The organism is Trinickia caryophylli (assembly GCF_034424545.1).
Lineage (GTDB): Bacteria > Pseudomonadota > Gammaproteobacteria > Burkholderiales > Burkholderiaceae > Trinickia > Trinickia caryophylli.
Genome location: NZ_CP139970.1, coordinates 3,569,590 through 3,586,658, shown reverse-complemented (window position 1 = coordinate 3,586,658; position 17,069 = coordinate 3,569,590). Strand labels below are relative to the sequence as shown.

The 17,069-nt window shown below is 65.4% G+C and carries 16 protein-coding genes; 1 reads left to right on the top strand and 15 read right to left on the bottom strand.

What is annotated here, in order from left to right; genetic code table 11:
- Positions 1-9: 9 nt before the first annotated feature.
- Entirely contained in the window at positions 10-933 is a 924-nt protein-coding gene (locus tag U0034_RS16245) for a histone deacetylase family protein (RefSeq protein WP_085226745.1), read from the bottom strand.
- 224 nt (positions 934-1,157) lie between these two features.
- On the opposite strand from U0034_RS16245, the gene mltB reads away from it, so the two are divergent.
- The gene (gene mltB, locus U0034_RS16240; protein WP_085226743.1) at positions 1,158-2,384 is read left to right on the top strand and encodes a lytic murein transglycosylase B; all 1,227 of its coding nucleotides are present in this window, start codon (positions 1,158-1,160) and stop codon (positions 2,382-2,384) included.
- Between the two features lie 20 nt (positions 2,385-2,404).
- Here the strand turns inward: mltB and cysM are convergent, their stop codons facing one another.
- The 14 genes from cysM to pheA all read right to left on the bottom strand — a co-directional run bounded on the left by cysM (position 2,405) and on the right by pheA (position 17,052).
- A complete protein-coding gene (cysM, locus tag U0034_RS16235; protein WP_085226740.1) occupies positions 2,405-3,307 on the bottom strand; it encodes a cysteine synthase CysM in 903 nt (300 codons plus the stop codon).
- A 312-nt stretch (positions 3,308-3,619) separates the two neighbouring features.
- On the bottom strand, positions 3,620-3,967 hold the full coding sequence (locus tag U0034_RS16230; protein WP_085226738.1) for a ComEA family DNA-binding protein: 348 nt from the start codon (positions 3,965-3,967) through the stop codon (positions 3,620-3,622).
- An 82-nt stretch (positions 3,968-4,049) separates the two neighbouring features.
- Entirely contained in the window at positions 4,050-5,042 is a 993-nt protein-coding gene (gene rfaD / locus U0034_RS16225) for an ADP-glyceromanno-heptose 6-epimerase (protein ID WP_085226736.1), read from the bottom strand.
- Positions 5,043-5,106: 64 nt separating this feature from the next.
- On the bottom strand, positions 5,107-6,114 hold the full coding sequence (gene rfaE1 / locus U0034_RS16220) for a D-glycero-beta-D-manno-heptose-7-phosphate kinase (RefSeq protein WP_170151683.1): 1,008 nt from the start codon (positions 6,112-6,114) through the stop codon (positions 5,107-5,109).
- Entirely contained in the window at positions 6,101-7,498 is a 1,398-nt protein-coding gene (locus U0034_RS16215; protein WP_085226732.1) for a UDP-glucose dehydrogenase family protein, read from the bottom strand. Before U0034_RS16215 ends, rfaE1 begins: the two co-directional genes overlap by 14 nt.
- A 169-nt stretch (positions 7,499-7,667) precedes the next feature.
- A complete protein-coding gene (gene lapB, locus U0034_RS16210; protein ID WP_085226730.1) occupies positions 7,668-8,843 on the bottom strand; it encodes a lipopolysaccharide assembly protein LapB in 1,176 nt (391 codons plus the stop codon).
- A 54-nt stretch (positions 8,844-8,897) separates the two neighbouring features.
- Positions 8,898-9,191, bottom strand: coding sequence for a LapA family protein (locus tag U0034_RS16205; protein WP_085226728.1), 294 nt, complete (start codon positions 9,189-9,191; stop codon positions 8,898-8,900).
- A 300-nt stretch (positions 9,192-9,491) separates the two neighbouring features.
- Complete coding sequence (locus U0034_RS16200; protein ID WP_085226726.1) at positions 9,492-9,815, bottom strand: integration host factor subunit beta; 324 nt, start codon at positions 9,813-9,815, stop codon at positions 9,492-9,494.
- Between the two features lie 22 nt (positions 9,816-9,837).
- Entirely contained in the window at positions 9,838-11,595 is a 1,758-nt protein-coding gene (gene rpsA / locus U0034_RS16195; RefSeq protein WP_327197019.1) for a 30S ribosomal protein S1, read from the bottom strand.
- A gap of 146 nt (positions 11,596-11,741) precedes the next feature.
- Positions 11,742-12,416: a (d)CMP kinase gene (gene cmk / locus U0034_RS16190; RefSeq protein ID WP_085226722.1), complete on the bottom strand. Its 675-nt coding sequence runs from the start codon at positions 12,414-12,416 to the stop codon at positions 11,742-11,744.
- A gap of 7 nt (positions 12,417-12,423) precedes the next feature.
- Positions 12,424-13,728 carry a 3-phosphoshikimate 1-carboxyvinyltransferase gene (gene aroA / locus U0034_RS16185; protein WP_085226719.1) on the bottom strand — a complete coding sequence of 435 codons (1,305 nt, stop codon included), beginning with the start codon at positions 13,726-13,728 and terminating at the stop codon, positions 12,424-12,426.
- A 12-nt stretch (positions 13,729-13,740) separates the two neighbouring features.
- A complete protein-coding gene (locus U0034_RS16180; RefSeq protein WP_114717871.1) occupies positions 13,741-14,685 on the bottom strand; it encodes a prephenate dehydrogenase in 945 nt (314 codons plus the stop codon).
- Between the two features lie 59 nt (positions 14,686-14,744).
- Positions 14,745-15,854: a histidinol-phosphate transaminase gene (hisC, locus tag U0034_RS16175; protein ID WP_085226715.1), complete on the bottom strand. Its 1,110-nt coding sequence runs from the start codon at positions 15,852-15,854 to the stop codon at positions 14,745-14,747.
- Positions 15,855-15,969: 115 nt separating this feature from the next.
- Positions 15,970-17,052 carry a prephenate dehydratase gene (pheA, locus tag U0034_RS16170; RefSeq protein ID WP_085226713.1) on the bottom strand — a complete coding sequence of 361 codons (1,083 nt, stop codon included), beginning with the start codon at positions 17,050-17,052 and terminating at the stop codon, positions 15,970-15,972.
- Between the last annotated feature and the right edge of the window lie 17 nt (positions 17,053-17,069).

Here is a 17,069-nt window from a genome sequence, read left to right as displayed (position 1 = left end):
CCATCGCGCTTAGATGTCGGCGAGCGCGCGCACGTGCGCGACGACGCTGCGCCCGAGCGCCGACAGGTTATAGCCGCCCTCGAGGCAGCTTACGATGCGCCCGCGCGCATGGCGCCGCGCGACGCGTACGATCTGGTCGGTGATCCAGATGTAATCGTCCTCCACGAGCCCCATGTTCCCCAGATCGTCCTCGCGATGCGCGTCGAAACCCGCCGAGATGAAGATCATCTCGGGCTTGAACTCGTCGAGACGCGGCAGCCAGATCATGTCGATCGCCTCGCGCACGACATCGCCCTTCGTGCGCGCCGGCATCGGCAGATTGACCATGTTGGGCGCATGATTGTCCGCGCCGCTGAACGGGTAGAAAGGGTGCTGGAAGAAACTGCACATGAGCACGCGCTCGTCGCCCGTAAACGCGGCTTCGGTACCGTTGCCGTGATGCACGTCGAAATCGACGACGGCCACGCGCGCGAGGCCATGCACGTCGAGCGCCCGTCGCGCGGCGATGGCGACGTTGTTGAAAAAGCAGAAGCCCATCGCGCGTGCGGGCTCGGCGTGATGGCCGGGTGGGCGTATGCTGCAAAACGCGTTTTCGTAGCGGCCCTCGATGACGGCGTCGGTAGCCGCGACAGCGGCGCCGGCCGCGCGCAACGCCGCCTGCCAAGTGTGCGGGTTCATCGCCGTGTCGGGGTCGATCCATGCATGGCCCTCGCCGGGCGAACGGCTATGGATGTAATCGATGTGCGAGCGGGTATGGACGCGGGCGAGATCGTCGAGGCTGGCGAGCGGCGCCACATCGCGCTGCAGGAGCGGCCCGATGCGGCTCGCGATCAGTTGATCTTCGATCGCCTGCAGCCGTTCCGGGCATTCGGGGTGCTCCGGGCCCATCTCGTGCAGCAGACAGTCGGGGTGGGTGAAAAAAGCAGTCGCCATGTTCGTTCGCCTGCCGCGTACGGCACGTCTCCTCTATCGGCTTCGAGCCCGAAACGCGATTACGTTACCACAGCGCGGACACACCCATGCGCCTGAGGCCGGCCCGTGCCTGCCCGCCACCACGCTCGGGCATGCTCGCCGGAATGCCGGTTTCGCGCACCGCGAGCGTTCGTTATACTGCGCCGAACCCAGCTCTGCGCACCGTCGTTCGCTCTCTATCCAAGATGACCGTCATTTTCGCCTCACGCACAGCCCAGCGGTTGCGTCTTGCCGCCGTCGCTGCACTGACCGCTTTCGCGGCCGCCGCCGGCGCCAACGCCGTGGCTCAGACCGCACCACCGCCCTCGTCGAGCGCGCCATCGGCACCCGCGGCCACCAGCGACAACCCATCGCCCGCCGCGCAGAACCATACGTTCGAGGAAGAAATCGTTCCGCAGCGCTATGCCAACAATGCCGACGTCAACGCCTTCATCGACGACATGGTGGCGCGCTACGATTTCGATCCCGATACCTTGCATGCGCTCTTCGCAAGCGCCGATTACTCGGCCACGGTCGTCAAGCTCGTCACGCCATCTCCCACACCGTCCATCAAGAATTGGCACGCCTACGAGGCGCGCTTTCTCGACCCGGTGCGGATCGGCGCAGGCATGAAATTCTGGCGCGAGAATCGCGCCACGCTGCAGCGCGCCTATGAACAATACGGCGTGCCGCCGGAAGTCATCGTCGGCATCATCGGCGTGGAGACGATCTACGGCCGATACATGGGCAATTTCCGTGTGCTCGACGCGCTGACGACGCTGGCCTTCGACTATCCGAACACGCCGAACCGGGCCGAGCGGATGATGACGTTCAGAAAAAATCTCGAGGACTTTCTCGTCTGGACGCGCAACGCGCAACTCGACCCGAAATCGGTGCGCGGCTCTTACACGGGCGCCATCGGCATTCCGCAATTCCTGCCCAGCAGCATCGTGAAATATGCGGTCGACTACGAGGGCAACAATCATGTGGATTTGCGCACAAGCGTGGCCGATGCCATCGGCAGCGTAGCGAACTATCTGAGGGAGAACGGCTGGAATACCGGGCAACCCGTGGTGTGGAAGATCGCGCACGACGCAGGCAGCATCGGCATCGCCCAGGCGGCGGCCGATGGGCGGCCCGAGCCGCACTGGCCGCTCTCGCAGCTCACGCGCGCCGGGATGCTCCTCGACGAGCCCGGGCTCGATGTCGATGCCGAGAGCAGCACGCCGGTACTCGTCATCGATCTGCCCACGCCCGGACAGCCCACGGAGTATATGCTGGGCCTGCAGAACTTTTATGCGCTCACGCGCTACAACCGCAGCTTCTTTTACGCGCTCGCGGTATACGAGCTCGGCCAGCGCGTGAAGGCCCGCATGCTCGCCGCCGATGCGAGCGCGACGGCCGCGCCCAAGCCCGCGTCGGCCATAAACTGACGCCGCGGGCGATCAACGCATCAGGCCGGAAAAACGCCCGTCGAAAGGTAACGGTCACCGCGATCGCAGACGATGAACACGATCGTGGCGTTTTCGAGCTGGCGCGCGAGGCGCAGCGCCACTTCGCAGGCGCCCCCCGATGAAATCCCGGCAAAAATGCCTTCGACGGAAGCGAGGCGGCGCGCCATGGCTTCGGCTGCCGACTGCGAGACGTTTTCCACGCGATCGATACGGCTGCGATCGAAGATCTTCGGCAAATAGGCCTCGGGCCACTTGCGGATGCCTGGAATGCGCGACCCTTCCTCGGGCTGCGCTCCGACGATTTCGATCGCGGCGTTCTTCTCCTTCAGGTAGCGCGAGACGCCCATGATCGTGCCGGTGGTGCCCATCGAGGACACGAAATGCGTGACCCGGCCCTCGGTGTCGCGCCAGATTTCGGGCCCCGTGGCGTCGTAATGGGCAAGCGGATTGTCGGGATTCGCGAATTGATCGAGGATGACACCCTTGCCCTCGCGCTGCATCTGTTCGGCGAGGTCGCGCGCGTACTCCATGCCGCCCTTGACCGGGGTAAGGAGAATCTCCGCGCCGTAAGCGGCCATGCTTTGGCGCCGCTCGACCGAGAGATCCTCCGGCATCACGAGAATCATCCTGTAGCCACGGATCGCGGCCGCCATCGCGAGCGCGATGCCCGTATTGCCGCTCGTCGATTCGATCAGCGTATCGCCAGGCTTGATACGGCCGCGCGCCTCGGCATGCTTGATCATCGAAAGCGCCGGACGATCCTTGACCGAGCCGGCCGGGTTGTTCCCCTCCAGTTTGGCCAGCACCACGTTGTTGCGGCTGCGGATTTCGTCATCGGGCAAGCGCACGAGTTGGACGAGCGGCGTATTGCCGACGGTATCTTCTATGGTTTTGTAAGGCATGGGCGGTTGCGCGGATGCGCCGTTTCGTCATTGGATGGGCTATCCCGGATTGTGACGATTGTAAAGCACCGTACGCCCACACGCCTCTCATGGGTTTGCCGCACTCGGACACACCCTGAGCGAAGGACCCGGCCGGTGCCGCCGCCGAGGGACGCGACGCACGCGTCCCAAGCAAAAAGCCCGCGACGATGCGCGGGAAGCCGTCATACGACAGACGGTGAAGGAGCCCCGGGGGCGGGACGACGTGCCGCAGACCTGTGCCTGCCTGCCAACACTCGCCGCACAAACATCGAAGCGAGGAAACGCAGGGCGCTACGGCCTCATGGCCAGGGCGGCGGTACGCGCCGACGCACGCGGAGCGACGTGCGCGGCGTCAGTGGGTGCGAGAACAGGGAAGTCGCCGATCGCGAGCCCCTCGTTGCGCAGGCGCTCGAGCGTGGGGCCAGCGAGCCCTTTGACCCGCGCGGCCAGGTCGGCCGCGTCCTTGAACGGGCCATGCGCGGCGCGCTCTTCCACAATCGCGCGCGCCTTGACCGGGCCGATGCCTTTGAGACTGCGCAAGGCGGCTTCGTTGGCCGCATTGACATCGATCGGGACGGCGGCAACGGCCGAGCCGATCGCGGAAGCAAAAAAAGTGAACAGCAGAAATCGTTTGAACACTGGGACCTCCGTTGGGCGGAACGGCCGGCACACCGATGCGGGCCGTCAGAGAAACCCCAGTGTAGGCAAACGCCCGACCGGCTTACAGCTGGCCGAACAGCCAACGCACGTAGCGATCGACGCCTTCTTGCACGGTCAGGAACGGCGCGTCGTAGCCGGCCGCGCGCAGGCGCGTGAGGTCCGCCTGCGTGAAGCACTGGTACTTGCCGCGCAATGCGTCGGGAAACGGGACATACTCGACGAGCCCACGCTGCACCATCTCGGCGAGCGACAGCGGCGGCTGATTATCGAGCGCGCGCAGCGTATTGACGACCGTGGAAGCGATATCGTTGAACGGCTGGGCGCGACCCGTGCCGAGATTGAAGATGCCCGACGTCTCGGGGTGGTCGAAGAAGAACAGATTGACCTTGGCCACGTCTTCCACCGAGACGAAGTCGCGCGTCTGCTCGCCGGCTGCGTAGCCGTTGTATTCGCCGAAGAGCTTGACCTTGCCCTCGGCGCGAAACTGGTTGAAGTTGTGGAACGCCACGGACGCCATCCGGCCCTTGTGGTTTTCCCGCGGACCGTACACGTTGAAGTAGCGAAAGCCCGCGATCTGGCTTTTCGCACCCGGCAGCACGCGGCGGATCAGTTGATCGAAGAGAAACTTCGAATAGCCATAGACATTGAGCGGTGCCTCGACCTCGCGGTCTTCGACGAAGCGGCTCGAGCCGCCGTAGATCGCCGCCGAGGACGCGTAGAGGAACTGGGCCCCCTGCGCGAGGCATGCGTCGAGCACGGCGCGGCTGTAGCGGAAGTTGTTGTCCATCATGTAGCGGCCGTCGGTTTCCATCGTGTCCGAGCAGGCGCCTTCGTGAAAGACGGCACGCACCTTGCCGAAATCGCCGCGCACGAAGCGTTCGACGAAATCCGACTTGTCGAGGTAATCGTCGATCTCGCAATCGACGAGGTTCTTGAATTTGTCCGCGCGCGTGAGGTTGTCGACGGCAATGATGCGCGTCTCGCCACGCTCGTTGAGCGCCTTGACGATGTTGCTGCCGACGAAGCCGGCGGCACCGGTAACGATGAGAGTCATGATCGTATCGCGATGAAAGTGAAAATCGGGCCAGGCAGCCGCCGCGCTCGCGGCGGCTACGTCGTCAGTTGGCCGGCGAGAACAGCTCGTCGTAGTCGACCGTGGCCGTACCGAGCTTGCCGACGACGATCCCGGCCGCGCGATTGGCCAGCGCGACCGCATCGACGAGCGACAGGCCGGCGCCGAGCATCACGGCCAGCGTCGCGATCACCGTGTCGCCCGCGCCGGAGACATCGTACACTTCGCGCGCGACCGCCGGCGCATTGAGCACCTTGCCATCCATGAAAAGCGTCATGCCCTCTTCCGAGCGCGTGAGCAGCAACGACGCGATATCGAGCGACGTCCGTAGCGCCGTCACGCGCTCGAGCAGGTCGCTTTCGGATTTCCACTGGCCGATCACCTCGCGCAGCTCCGCCCGGTTCGGCGTGATCAGCGTCGCGCCGCGATAGCGCTCCCAGTCGTCGCCCTTGGGATCGACGAGCACCGGTTTGTCGGCTGCGCGCGCCTTGGCGATCATCGCGGTCACATGCGTGAGGCCGCCTTTCGCGTAATCGGAGAGCAGCACCACGTCGTGCGAGGCCAGCAAGGCATCGAAGCGCGCAAGCCCCGCAAGCAGCGCCTCGTGCGCAGGCGTATTCTCGAAGTCCATGCGCAGCAATTGTTGCTGACGCGAGAGGACGCGCAGCTTGATCGTCGTCGAGAGTTCAGGGTCGCGCTCGAGGTGCGGCACGACGCCGCTGTCCTTGAGCAACTCGACGATGCGCTCACCCGGCTCGTCGTGGCCCACCACGCACAGGAGCCCCGCCTGCGCGCCGATGGCGGCCGCATTGCGCGCGACGTTCGCCGCGCCGCCGAGCCGGTCTTCCTGCCGTTGCACGTGCACGACCGGCACGGGCGCCTCGGGCGAAATGCGGTTCACGTCGCCGAACCAGTACCGATCGAGCATGACGTCGCCCACGACGAGCACGCGCGAGCGCGCAAGGCGTTCGCGTGATACGGCGGGCACCGCGGGCGAGGGTTGAGCGGGGGAACGCGCGCCTTGCTCGCGCTGCGCGAGATCAGGCGCCTGCATGGGTTGAACTGCGGTCTGCTTGGACATGGGGGCGCCCGATTGCGTAATAGTCGATGCCCAGTTCGGCCATCGCCTGCGGTTCGTATAGGTTGCGGCCGTCGAACACGACCGGCGAATTCAATACCGACTTCATATGCGCGAAGTCGGGGCTCTTGAACTCCTTCCATTCGGTCAGCACGACGAGCGCGTCGGCGCCCACGAGCGTCTCCTCGTGGCTCGGGGCGAACGTGAGCCGTGCGCGCTCCTCGGGGCGCCCGGCCAGATCCAGATCGAAGACGCGCCGCGCTTCATCGAGCGCAACGGGATCGTAGGCCCGTATGGTGGCGCCGCGCGCGAGCAGCGCCGCGATCACGCGCCGGCTCGGCGCCTCGCGCATGTCGTCGGTGTTGGGCTTGAAGGACAGCCCCCACACGGCGAATGCGCGACCCGACAGATCGCCGCCGAACACCTGCTCGATCTTGCCCACGAGGACTTCCTTCTGATCGGCGTTCACGGCTTCCACGGCCTCGAGGATGCGCAGCCGCTCCCCGTTCTCGTCAGCGGTGCGCACGAGCGCCTGCACGTCCTTCGGAAAGCACGAGCCGCCATACCCCACGCCCGCATAAAGGAAGTGATAGCCGATGCGCGGATCCGAACCGATGCCGCGACGCACCGCTTCGATATCGGCACCCACGCGGTCGGCCAGATTCGACATCTCGTTCATGAACGAGATACGCGTGGCCAGCATGGCGTTGGCCGCGTATTTGGTGAACTCCGCGGAGCGGACATCCATGTAGAGCGTGCGCTCGTGATTGCGGTTGAACGGCGCGTAGAGCCGCTTCATCTTCTCGCGGGCGAGCCGGCCGGCTTCGTCGTCGTCGTTGCCGATCACGATGCGGTCGGGCCGCATGAAATCCTCGACGGCGGCCCCCTCCTTGAGAAACTCGGGGTTCGACACGACCGAGAAGCGTTCGCCGGCGCCGCGCGCGGAAAGCTCCGCTTCGACGACGGCGCGCACGCGCTCGGCGGTGCCCACCGGCACGGTCGATTTATCGACGATGACCTTGAACCCGTTCATATAGCGGCCTATGTTGCGCGCCGCCTCGAGCACGTATTGGAGATCGGCCGAGCCGTCTTCATCGGGTGGCGTGCCGACAGCGATGAACTGGATCTCGCCGTGCTCCACGGCGGCCTTGATGTCGGTCGAGAACGTAATACGGCCGTGAGCGCGCGTGCGCGCGATGATTTCCTTCAACCCCGGCTCGTGGATCGGCACGCCGCCGTTGTTGAGGATATCGATCTTGCGCGGGTCGACGTCGAGACAGAAAACGTCGTTGCCGATTTCGGCAAGGCAAGCGCCGGTGACGAGGCCCACGTAGCCCGTACCGATAATGGTGATTTTCATACGCGTTTCACTGGTTGATGGCGGCCTTCAAGCGAAGGCACGCAATGAGCGGCGGCGCGCACGATGAAACACACCGCCACGCCCTGAGCGCATCGGCCCGCCGCCCGTATTCGATGAAGCGCTGAACGACGCACGCATTCCGTGGCCCGCCAACCGACGCGCACGCGCGTCACTGAGAGGTCGTGATCGGTTCGACGCGGCGCGGTGCATACGTCTCCCATCCGCTGCAACCGGGGCACTGCCAATAAAAGAGGCGTGCCCGGAAACCGCAATTCTGACACGTGTATCGTGGCAGATTTTTGGTGCGCTGTTTGACGAGGGCGCGAATCAGCTCGAGCTCGCTGCGCCTCGGCTCTTCGGCGGCAGCCAGTTGAGCCTCGATGAGCCGGATCATGCCCGCGAGATTCGGCGAAGCCTGCATCTGGTCGCGTGCAAGCGCGTGCGCGGCATCCGCGCCACGCAGCTCGGCCACCCGTGGATAGACGATATCGAGCAGATCGTTCGAACGGTAGCGCTCGACATAGCCCGTCAACAGCGCTACGCCCTCGTCGGCGCGCGAGAGCGCCGCATAGGTTTTCATGAGCTTTTCCGCCACGAGCGGCAAGTACGCGGAATTCTGGCTTTCCACCTGACGCCAGTGCGCGATGGCAGCCTCATGATCGCCATTCGCGGCGGCCACGTCGCCGGCAAGGATCGTTGCGCGTACGTTTTCGGCGTTCGCTTTCAGCGCGAGCGCCAGTTCGGCCTGCGCCTCGGCGACATCCTTGCGGGCGAGCGCTTCCTGCGCCAACTCGCAATGAAATTGCGCAATCTCCTTGGAAAGCGGCTCGGCGCCCATCTGCTCGATCTGCCCGGCAGTCGCAATCGCTTTTTTCCAGTCCTTCTCGATCTCGTAGATCGTGAGCAGCGCCCGTTGCGCACCGAGCCCATGCGCGCCGCTCGTGAGGCGCACGAGCGCCTCTTCGGCCCGATCGAGCAAGCCGGCCTTCAGAAAATCCTGGCCCAGTTCGAACAACGCGTGATCGCGCTCGCTTTCGGGCAAATCGGCCCGGCTCAGAAGATTCTGGTGGATGCGGATGGCCCGATCGGTCTCGCCGCGGCGGCGAAACAGATTGCCAAGCGCGAAATGCAGCTCCACCGTTTCCGGGTCGAGCTTGACGACCTCGATGAACGCGTCGATCGCCTGATCGGGTTGCTCGTTGAGCAGGAAATTAAGGCCGCGGAAATACGACCTCGGCAAATTGTTGCTCTCCGAGAGCAGTGTCTTCAGGTCGTAGCGGGCCGCTATCCAGCCGAGCGCGAACGCAACGGGGATGATGAGCAGCCACCAGAAATCGAGATCCATGCGAGAGTCGGCGATGCGAGAAGAATTCGGAAACGGCGGGAGACAGCGCTGGCGTCAAACCACAGGCGGCATCGGCGGCTCCGCCGCCACGGCCGGCGTTTCGCGTGCGGCGCGCAAATCCCGCCTCAGCCGACCGTTCTCGAGCTTCAGCCGGACCACGGCCGGAAACACCGATACGATGCCGGCGATCAGTCCCACGCCGAAGAAAGCGAGCCCGATCAGGATCAGCGGCGCCTGCCACGCATAGCCCGCGAGGAAATTCAGCGTAGCCGGTTGGGTGTTGGCGAGCGCGAGCACGAGCAGCAGGACGAACACCAGCGCACGGACCAGCCAGACGATCAATTTCATAGAGGCTCTCTCGATTAGGACTTGTACATGCGCTCGGCGGTGCGCGACAGCTCGATGCGCAAAGGGGTGTCGCCCCGCGGCCGCCGGGCCGAGGTGCCCGTATTGTAAAGGAAAGCCCCTGCCGTTCGGCGCAAGCGAGGGGTGGACGTAAGGATTACGGCGGGATGGCCGCGCCCCGTCGCGCCATGTTGCCGGACGATGGGCGTAAAAAAAGCGCCTCGAAGGCGCTTTTTCGTGTCGTACCGGCCCGGCCAGCTCCGATAACGAGCAATTTGCGAGCGGCAAGTGCCGCTGCGCTCCTCACACGTCATCGTCGGCTTCGCCGTCCTTCAGTGGCCCGCCTGCGCGCCGGTCGACGCGCTCGCGCAACTCCTTGCCCGGTTTGAAATGGGGCACGTGCTTTTCCGGCACGAGCACCTTCTCTCCCGACTTCGGATTGCGCCCCACGCGGGACGGACGCCGGTTCAGGCCAAAGCTGCCGAAGCCTCGAATTTCGATGCGATGGCCCTTGGCCAGTGCCTCGGACATCGCATCGAGCATCGTCTTCACCGCGAAATCCGCATCCTTGAGGACAAGTTGCGGAAATCGCGCTGCCAGCTGGGCGACCAATTCGGATTTGGTCATACTGCGGCAGACCTCTCGAGGCTTACTGGTTCTGCTGGCCGTCGAGCTTGGCCTTCAGCAGCGCGCCAAGGTTCGTCGTACCCGACGCCGCGGCGCTCGTATCGGCTGCAAGACCGCGCATCGCTTCTTGCTGTTCGGCCGAATCCTTTGCCTTGATCGACAGGTTGATGCTGCGCGACTTGCGATCGATGTTGATCACCATCGCGTTGACCTTGTCGCCTTCCTTCAGCACGTTGCGGGCATCTTCGACGCGGTCTTGCGCGATTTCCGACGCACGCAGGTAGCCTTCGACGTCAGCCGTAAGCGCGATGACCGCGCCCTTGGCATCGACCGACTTCACCGTGCCGTCGACAACCGAGCCCTTGTCGTTCATTGCAACGTAGTTGCTGAACGGATCGCCTTCGAGCTGCTTGATGCCGAGCGAAATGCGCTCTTTCTCGACGTCGATGCCGAGCACGACCGCTTCCACTTCGTCGCCCTTCTTGTACTTGCGAACGGCTTCCTCGCCCGACTCGCTCCACGAGAGGTCCGAGAGGTGAACGAGGCCATCGATGCCACCAGGCAAGCCGATGAACACGCCGAAGTCGGTGATCGACTTGATCGCGCCCGTGATCTTGTCGCCCTTCTTGAAGTTGCGGCTGAAGTCATCCCACGGATTCGGCTTGCACTGCTTCATGCCGAGGCTGATACGACGACGATCTTCGTCGATCTCGAGCACCATGACTTCCACTTCGTCGCCGAGCTGAACGACCTTCGACGGTGCAACGTTCTTGTTCGTCCAGTCCATTTCCGACACGTGGACGAGGCCTTCGATGCCCGACTCCACTTCGACGAACGCGCCGTAGTCGGTGATGTTCGTGACCTTGCCGAACAGACGCGTGCCCGACGGGTAGCGGCGCGAAATGCCTTCCCACGGATCGTCGCCCAGTTGCTTGATGCCGAGCGAGACGCGGTTCTTTTCCTGGTCGAACTTGAGGATCTTGGCCGTAACTTCCTGGCCGACCGACAACACTTCGCTCGGGTGACGCACGCGGCGCCATGCGATGTCGGTGATGTGCAGCAGGCCGTCGATGCCGCCGAGATCCACGAACGCACCGTAATCGGTGATGTTCTTGACCACGCCGTTGACGATCGCGCCTTCCTTGAGCGTCTCGAGCAGCTTCGCGCGCTCTTCGCCCTGCGTCGCTTCGATCACCGCGCGGCGCGACAGCACCACGTTGTTGCGCTTGCGGTCGAGCTTGATGACGCGGAACTCGAGCGTCTTGCCTTCGTACGGCGTCGTATCCTTGACGGGACGCGTGTCGACGAGCGAGCCCGGGAGGAACGCGCGGATGCCGTTGACCATGACGGTCATGCCGCCCTTGACCTTGCCCGTGATCGTGCCCGTCACGAGTTCGTTGTTGTCGAGCGCCTTCTCGAGCGAGAGCCACGAAGCCAGACGCTTCGCCTTGTCGCGCGACAGGATCGTGTCGCCATAGCCGTTTTCGAGCGCGTCGATCGCGACCGAAACGAAGTCGCCCGCCTGCACTTCAACCTCGCCCTGATCGTTCAGGAATTCCTCGATGGGAATGTAGGCTTCGGACTTGAGACCCGCGTTGACGACCACGAAGTTGTGGTCGACACGCACGACTTCGGCGGAGATGACCTCGCCGGCGCGCATGTCTTGCTTGGTCAGCGACTCTTCGAACAGAGCCGCAAAGGATTCGGTATTCGGGTTGGAGGTTTGCAGGTCGGACATAAAAATCGTAAATGCATGGCTTCGCGCTGACGACCGGCTCATTCGCCGGCCCGCCGCGGCGCGATGGCGCCATACGGGGTTAAGGGTTAAGACCACGTTTCGCGCGACGCCTGACTGGCCGCCACTCTTTCGAGCCGCGCCGCGCGCGCGAAACACCTACTGCGAAACAGCTACTGCCACTGCTACGGCTATTGCGCCTGATACCACTGCACCACCTGGTCGACCGCCTGGTCGACCGTGAGCGCCGAGGTATCGAGCAACTGCGCATCTGCCGCGGGCTTGAGCGGCGCGGCGGCGCGATTGCTATCGCGCGCGTCCCGCTCGCGCAAATCCCGGAGCAAGTCATCCATATTAGCAGAAAAACCTTTTTGGATCAATTGCTTATACCGGCGAGCCGCGCGCGCCTCCACACTTGCCGTCAGGAACACCTTCAGGGCCGCATCGGGAAAGATGACGGTGCCCATGTCCCGGCCGTCCGCGACGAGCCCCGGCTCCTTGCGAAAGGCCCGCTGGCGGGCCACGAGCGCGGCTCGCACCGCCTGGTGCACGGCAATGGCCGAGGCCCGGTTGCCGATCTCCTCGGCACGGATTTCGTTCGAGACGTCGGCTCCGTCCAGTTGGGCACAGCCCTCGCGGAACGTGATATGGAGGCCGCCCACCAATTGCGCAAGGGCATCGGGCGCGTCGGGCGGCACACCGTAGCGGACGCTCGCGAGCGCCGCCAGGCGATAGAGCGCCCCGCTGTCGAGCAGGTGGAAGCCGAGTTGCGCGGCCACGAGCGCGGCCACGGTGCCTTTGCCCGACGCGGTCGGGCCGTCGATGGCAATAACGGGAGTCTGGTGAAAGGGACGGGTCGGTTTCATCGGGTGCTCAGCGGGCCACGAGCGTTTTGAAGCGGTCGAAATAATCGGGGAACGTCTTGGCGACGCACTTCGGGTCATTGATGCGTACGGGCACCCCCAGCAGGCTCACGAGCGAGAAACACATCGCCATCCGGTGATCGTCGTAGGTGTCGATCGCCGCGTTCGGCGTGAGACTGGCGGGCGGCGTCACGGTCAGATAGTCGACGCCTTCCTCGACGGTGGCCCCGACCTTGCGCAACTCGGCCGCCATCGCGGCGATGCGGTCGGTTTCCTTCACGCGCCAGCTGCCGATGTTGCGCAGCGTGGTCGTGCCGCGCGCAGCCAGCGCGGCCACCGCGATCGTCATCGCCGCATCGGGAATCAGGTTGAAATCCATGTCGACGGCCTCGAGCTGGCCGTGGTCGTGGCCAACGCCGCGCACCTCGATCCAGTCCTCGCCCATCGACACGTTCGCCCCCATCCGGGAAAGCGCCTCGGCGAACGCGACGTCGCCCTGAATGCTGTCGCGGCCCACGCCCTCGACCCGCACGGGCCCGCCGCCGAGTGCTCCGGCGGCGAGGAAGTACGATGCCGAAGACGCATCGCCCTCGACCTTGATCGAGCCCGGCGACTGATAGCGCACGCCAGCCGGCATCGCGAAGCGCTGCCAACCTTCGCGCTCCACCTCCACACCGAAGCGCGCCATCAGCCGCATCGTGATCTCGATGTACGGCTTCGAAATGAGCTCGCCGTCGACCTCGATTTCGGCCGTACCCGATTTCGTGCGCACGAGCGGCAGCGCCATCAGCAGCGCTGTCAGGAACTGGCTCGAGACGTCGCCGCGCACGCGAATCGGCGCGTCGACATCGATGGTGGCCGGGCGGATCCGCAGCGGCGGAAAACCTTCGTTCGCTTCGTAATCGATGCGCGCACCGATCTGGCGCAAGCCGTCAACGAGATCGCCGATCGGCCGCTCGTGCATGCGCGGCACACCGTGCACGCGATAATCGCCGCCGTTGACGGCGAGCGCGGCCGTAAGCGGTCGCACGGCCGTGCCCGCGTTGCCGAGGAAGAGATCGGCCGTCCTCGCCGTGAACGCTCCGCGCGTCCCCGTGACGACGCAGCGATCGCCCTCGCGCGCGAATCGCACACCGAGCTTGGCCAGCGCGTCGAGCATGACGCGCGTATCGTCGGAGTCGAGCAGATTCGAGATCGTCGTCTCGCCTTCGGCGAGCGCCGCGAGCAGCAGCACACGGTTCGAAATGCTCTTCGAGCCGGGTAGGCGGATCGTCCCTGCTGCCTTGGCGTACGGTCCGAGATCGAGATATTCCATAACGGTTCCTGATTATTCCGGTGCGAGATCGCCGCGGGGCCGCGCGGGCGCCATTTTCGCGCCCCGCTCCTGCCATTCCGTGCGTGCCTCGCGGGAGCGGGCGAAGACCGCTTCGAGCGCCGCGCCGTCGCCTGCAAGGATCGCCGCGCGCAGCCGCTGCAACACCGCCGTGTACGCGTCGAGTTCGCCGACGAGCGCCTCGCGGTTGGCCAAGCAGACATCGCGCCACATCTCGGGGCTCGACGCCGCAATACGCGTGAAGTCGCGAAAGCCGCCGGCGGCGAACGAAAATTTGAGCGCGGCATCGGGCGCGCCGAGGATCTGCTCGACGAGCGCGAACGACAGCAGATGCGGCAAATGGCTCACCGACGCGAGCACCCGGTCGTGACGCGCCGCGTCCATCGTGCTCACGAGCGCACCGGTCGCATGCCAGAGCGCCTCGATGCGCGCGACGTCCGCCGCGCGGTTCTCGGGCAGCGGGCACAAGATGACGTTGCGGCCCACGTACAGATCGGGCAGCGCCGCGTCCACGCCGCTCGACTCGCGGCCCGCGATCGGATGCCCAGGCACGAACTGCCCCACGCGCGCGCCGAGCGCCGCGCGGGCGGCCGCGACGACGTCCGATTTGGTGCTGCCGGCGTCGGTCACGATCGCCGCCTCGCCGAGAAAGGGGGCAATACGCCTGAGCAACGGTTCGGTCTGGGCAACCGGCGCCGCCACGAGCACGAGGTCCGCCCCCATCAGTGCACGCGCAAGCGCCGCGTCGTCGTCGAGCGCAGCGGCCTCGTCCACCACGCCGAGCACCCTTGCGCGCTCGACCGACGCGAGCGAGCGCCCCACCCCGACGATCGTGCCGCCCGCGGCCACGCCTTCCCGTTCGCGCAGCGCGCGAGCGAGCGAGCCGCCGATCAGGCCGACGCCGAATATCACGAGTTTGTCGAAAGAAAACTTACCCACAACGGTTCCGCTCAAACATGGGGCGCGCCGACACGCGGCGCGCCGAAGGTCCTCGTCGCTCAGGCGCCGAGCGCTTTTTCAAGCGCCGCGACGAACGCCTCGTTTTCCTGCGGCAGCCCGATCGTCACGCGCAGCCATTGCGGCAACCCGTAGTTGCCCACCGGGCGCACGATCACACCCTGCTTGAGCAGCGCGAGGTTCACGCGCGCGCCCGCGCCGTCGTCGTTGCCGACGCGCACGAGCACGAAGTTGCCGCAGGAGGGGACGTATTCGAGCCCGAGCCGGTCGAACGCCTGCGTGAGCTGGCCATAGCCGGCCGCGTTGAGCGCCGCGCTTTCGTCGAGGAACGCCTGATCGGCCAGCGCCGCGACCGCGGCGGCCTGGGCGATCGAATTGACGTTGAAGGGTTGCCGCAGGCGGTTCAGCAGGTCCGTGAGCTCGGGCTGAGCGATCGCGAAGCCGACGCGCAGCCCGGCCAGACCGTACGCTTTCGAGAACGTGCGCGAGACGAGCAGGTTCGGATAGCGGCGCACCCAGTCGATCGAGTCATAGCGCTTCCCGGCCGGCAGATACTCGGTATAGGCCTCGTCGAGCACGACGACGACACGCTTGGGCACCTTTTCCAGGAATGCTTCGAGCGCGGGCCCTTCGATGAAGGTGCCCGTCGGGTTATTCGGGTTCGCGATGAAGACGAGGCGGGTGTCCTCCTCGATGGCGGCCAGCATCGCATCGAGGTCATGCCCATAACGCACGGCCGGCACGACGATCGCGCGCGCGCCGAGCCCTTGCGTCGCCAGCGCGTAGACGGCGAACGAATACTGTGCGTAGACGATCGACTGGCCCTTCTCCACGAACGCGTGTGCGGCCAGTTCGAGGATGTCGTTGCTGCCGTTGCCGAGCGTGACCCAGTCCGCCGGCACGCCGTAGCGGGCGGCAAGCGCCGCCTTGAGTTCGAACGCGTTCGAATCGGGGTAGCGGCCGAGCTCCGCGACGGCCGCGGCCATCGCCTTCTTGGCCGATTCCGGCATGCCGAGCGGGTTCTCGTTCGATGCGAGCTTCACGATGCGCGCTTCTTCCAGGCCGAATTCGCGCGCGACCTCGGAGATCGGCTTGCCGGCGACGTAAGGCGCAATCTGACGCACATAGGAAGGGCCGTATTGCAGGGTCATGAATGTCTCCAAAGCACACTGTCTGCGTAATCTGTGTAATACCGGGGCCAGGGCCCGGCCGCGATCGGCGAAATGCGACGCGGCCGGACGGCGGGCGGATTCTCGCTGCGCGGCTTCAACGCGCGCGCGGATACGAACCGAGGATCTTCAGGAACGCGGCCTTCCTGCCGAGCTCGTCGAGCGCTGAAGCTACCGCGGCGTCGTCGCGGTGGCCCTCGATGTCGATATAGAAGTAGTACTCCCAGGTGCCGACGCGCGCCGGGCGCGACTCGAAGCGCGTCATCGACACGCCGTGCTTGGCAAGCGGCTCGAGCAGCCTCATGACGGCGCCCGGCTCGTTCTTGACCGAGACGATGACCGAGGTCTGGTCGTACCCGCTCGGGCCCGTCGGCGCACGGCCGATGATGACGAAGCGCGTGCGATTGTGCGGATCGTCCTGAATCAGCGGATAGGCGATCCGCAGCCCGTAGCGGGCCGCGGCCCGATCGCCGGCGATCGCCGCGACGCGCGGGTCGGCGGCCGCCATCCGCGCTGCCTCCGCATTGCTCGACACGGCCTGGCGCTCGACGCCGGGCAGGTGCGTGGCAAGCCAGCGCTGGCATTGCGCGAGCGCCTGAGCATGCGCGCACACGCGCGTGAGCCCGTCGGTCTTGCCGCTCAGAGTGAGCAGATTGTGATGAATCGGCAGTGCGATCTCGCCGCCTATCACAAGCTGCGTCTGCAAGAAGAGATCGAGCGTGCGCGACACCGCGCCTTCGCTCGAATTCTCGACCGGCGCTACGCCGAACTCCGCGCCGCCCGCCTCGACCGCACGGAATACCTCGTCGATCGACAGGCACGGCAGCCCTTCGATCGAATGGCCGAAGTATTCGTGCATCGCCTCTTCGCTGTAGGTGCCGGCGGGGCCGAGAAAGGCCGTGGTGATGGGACGCTCGAGGGAGCGGCTCGCAGCCATGATCTCGCGCCAGATGGCGCTGATGTGCTCGTCCACGAGCGGGCCCGCGCTGATCTTCTGCAAGCGCGCGATGACCTGCTGCTCGCGTTCCGGGCGGAACACGGGCGCGTTGTAATGTTTTTTCACCTCGCCAACCTCGAGCGCGATCGCCGCGCGCTGGTTCAGCAAGGCTATGAGCTGCGCGTCGATCTCGTCGATGCGATCGCGCAGCGGCTTCAACTGGGAATTCAGTTCGTCGTCCATGCGTGAAACGGCCGTAA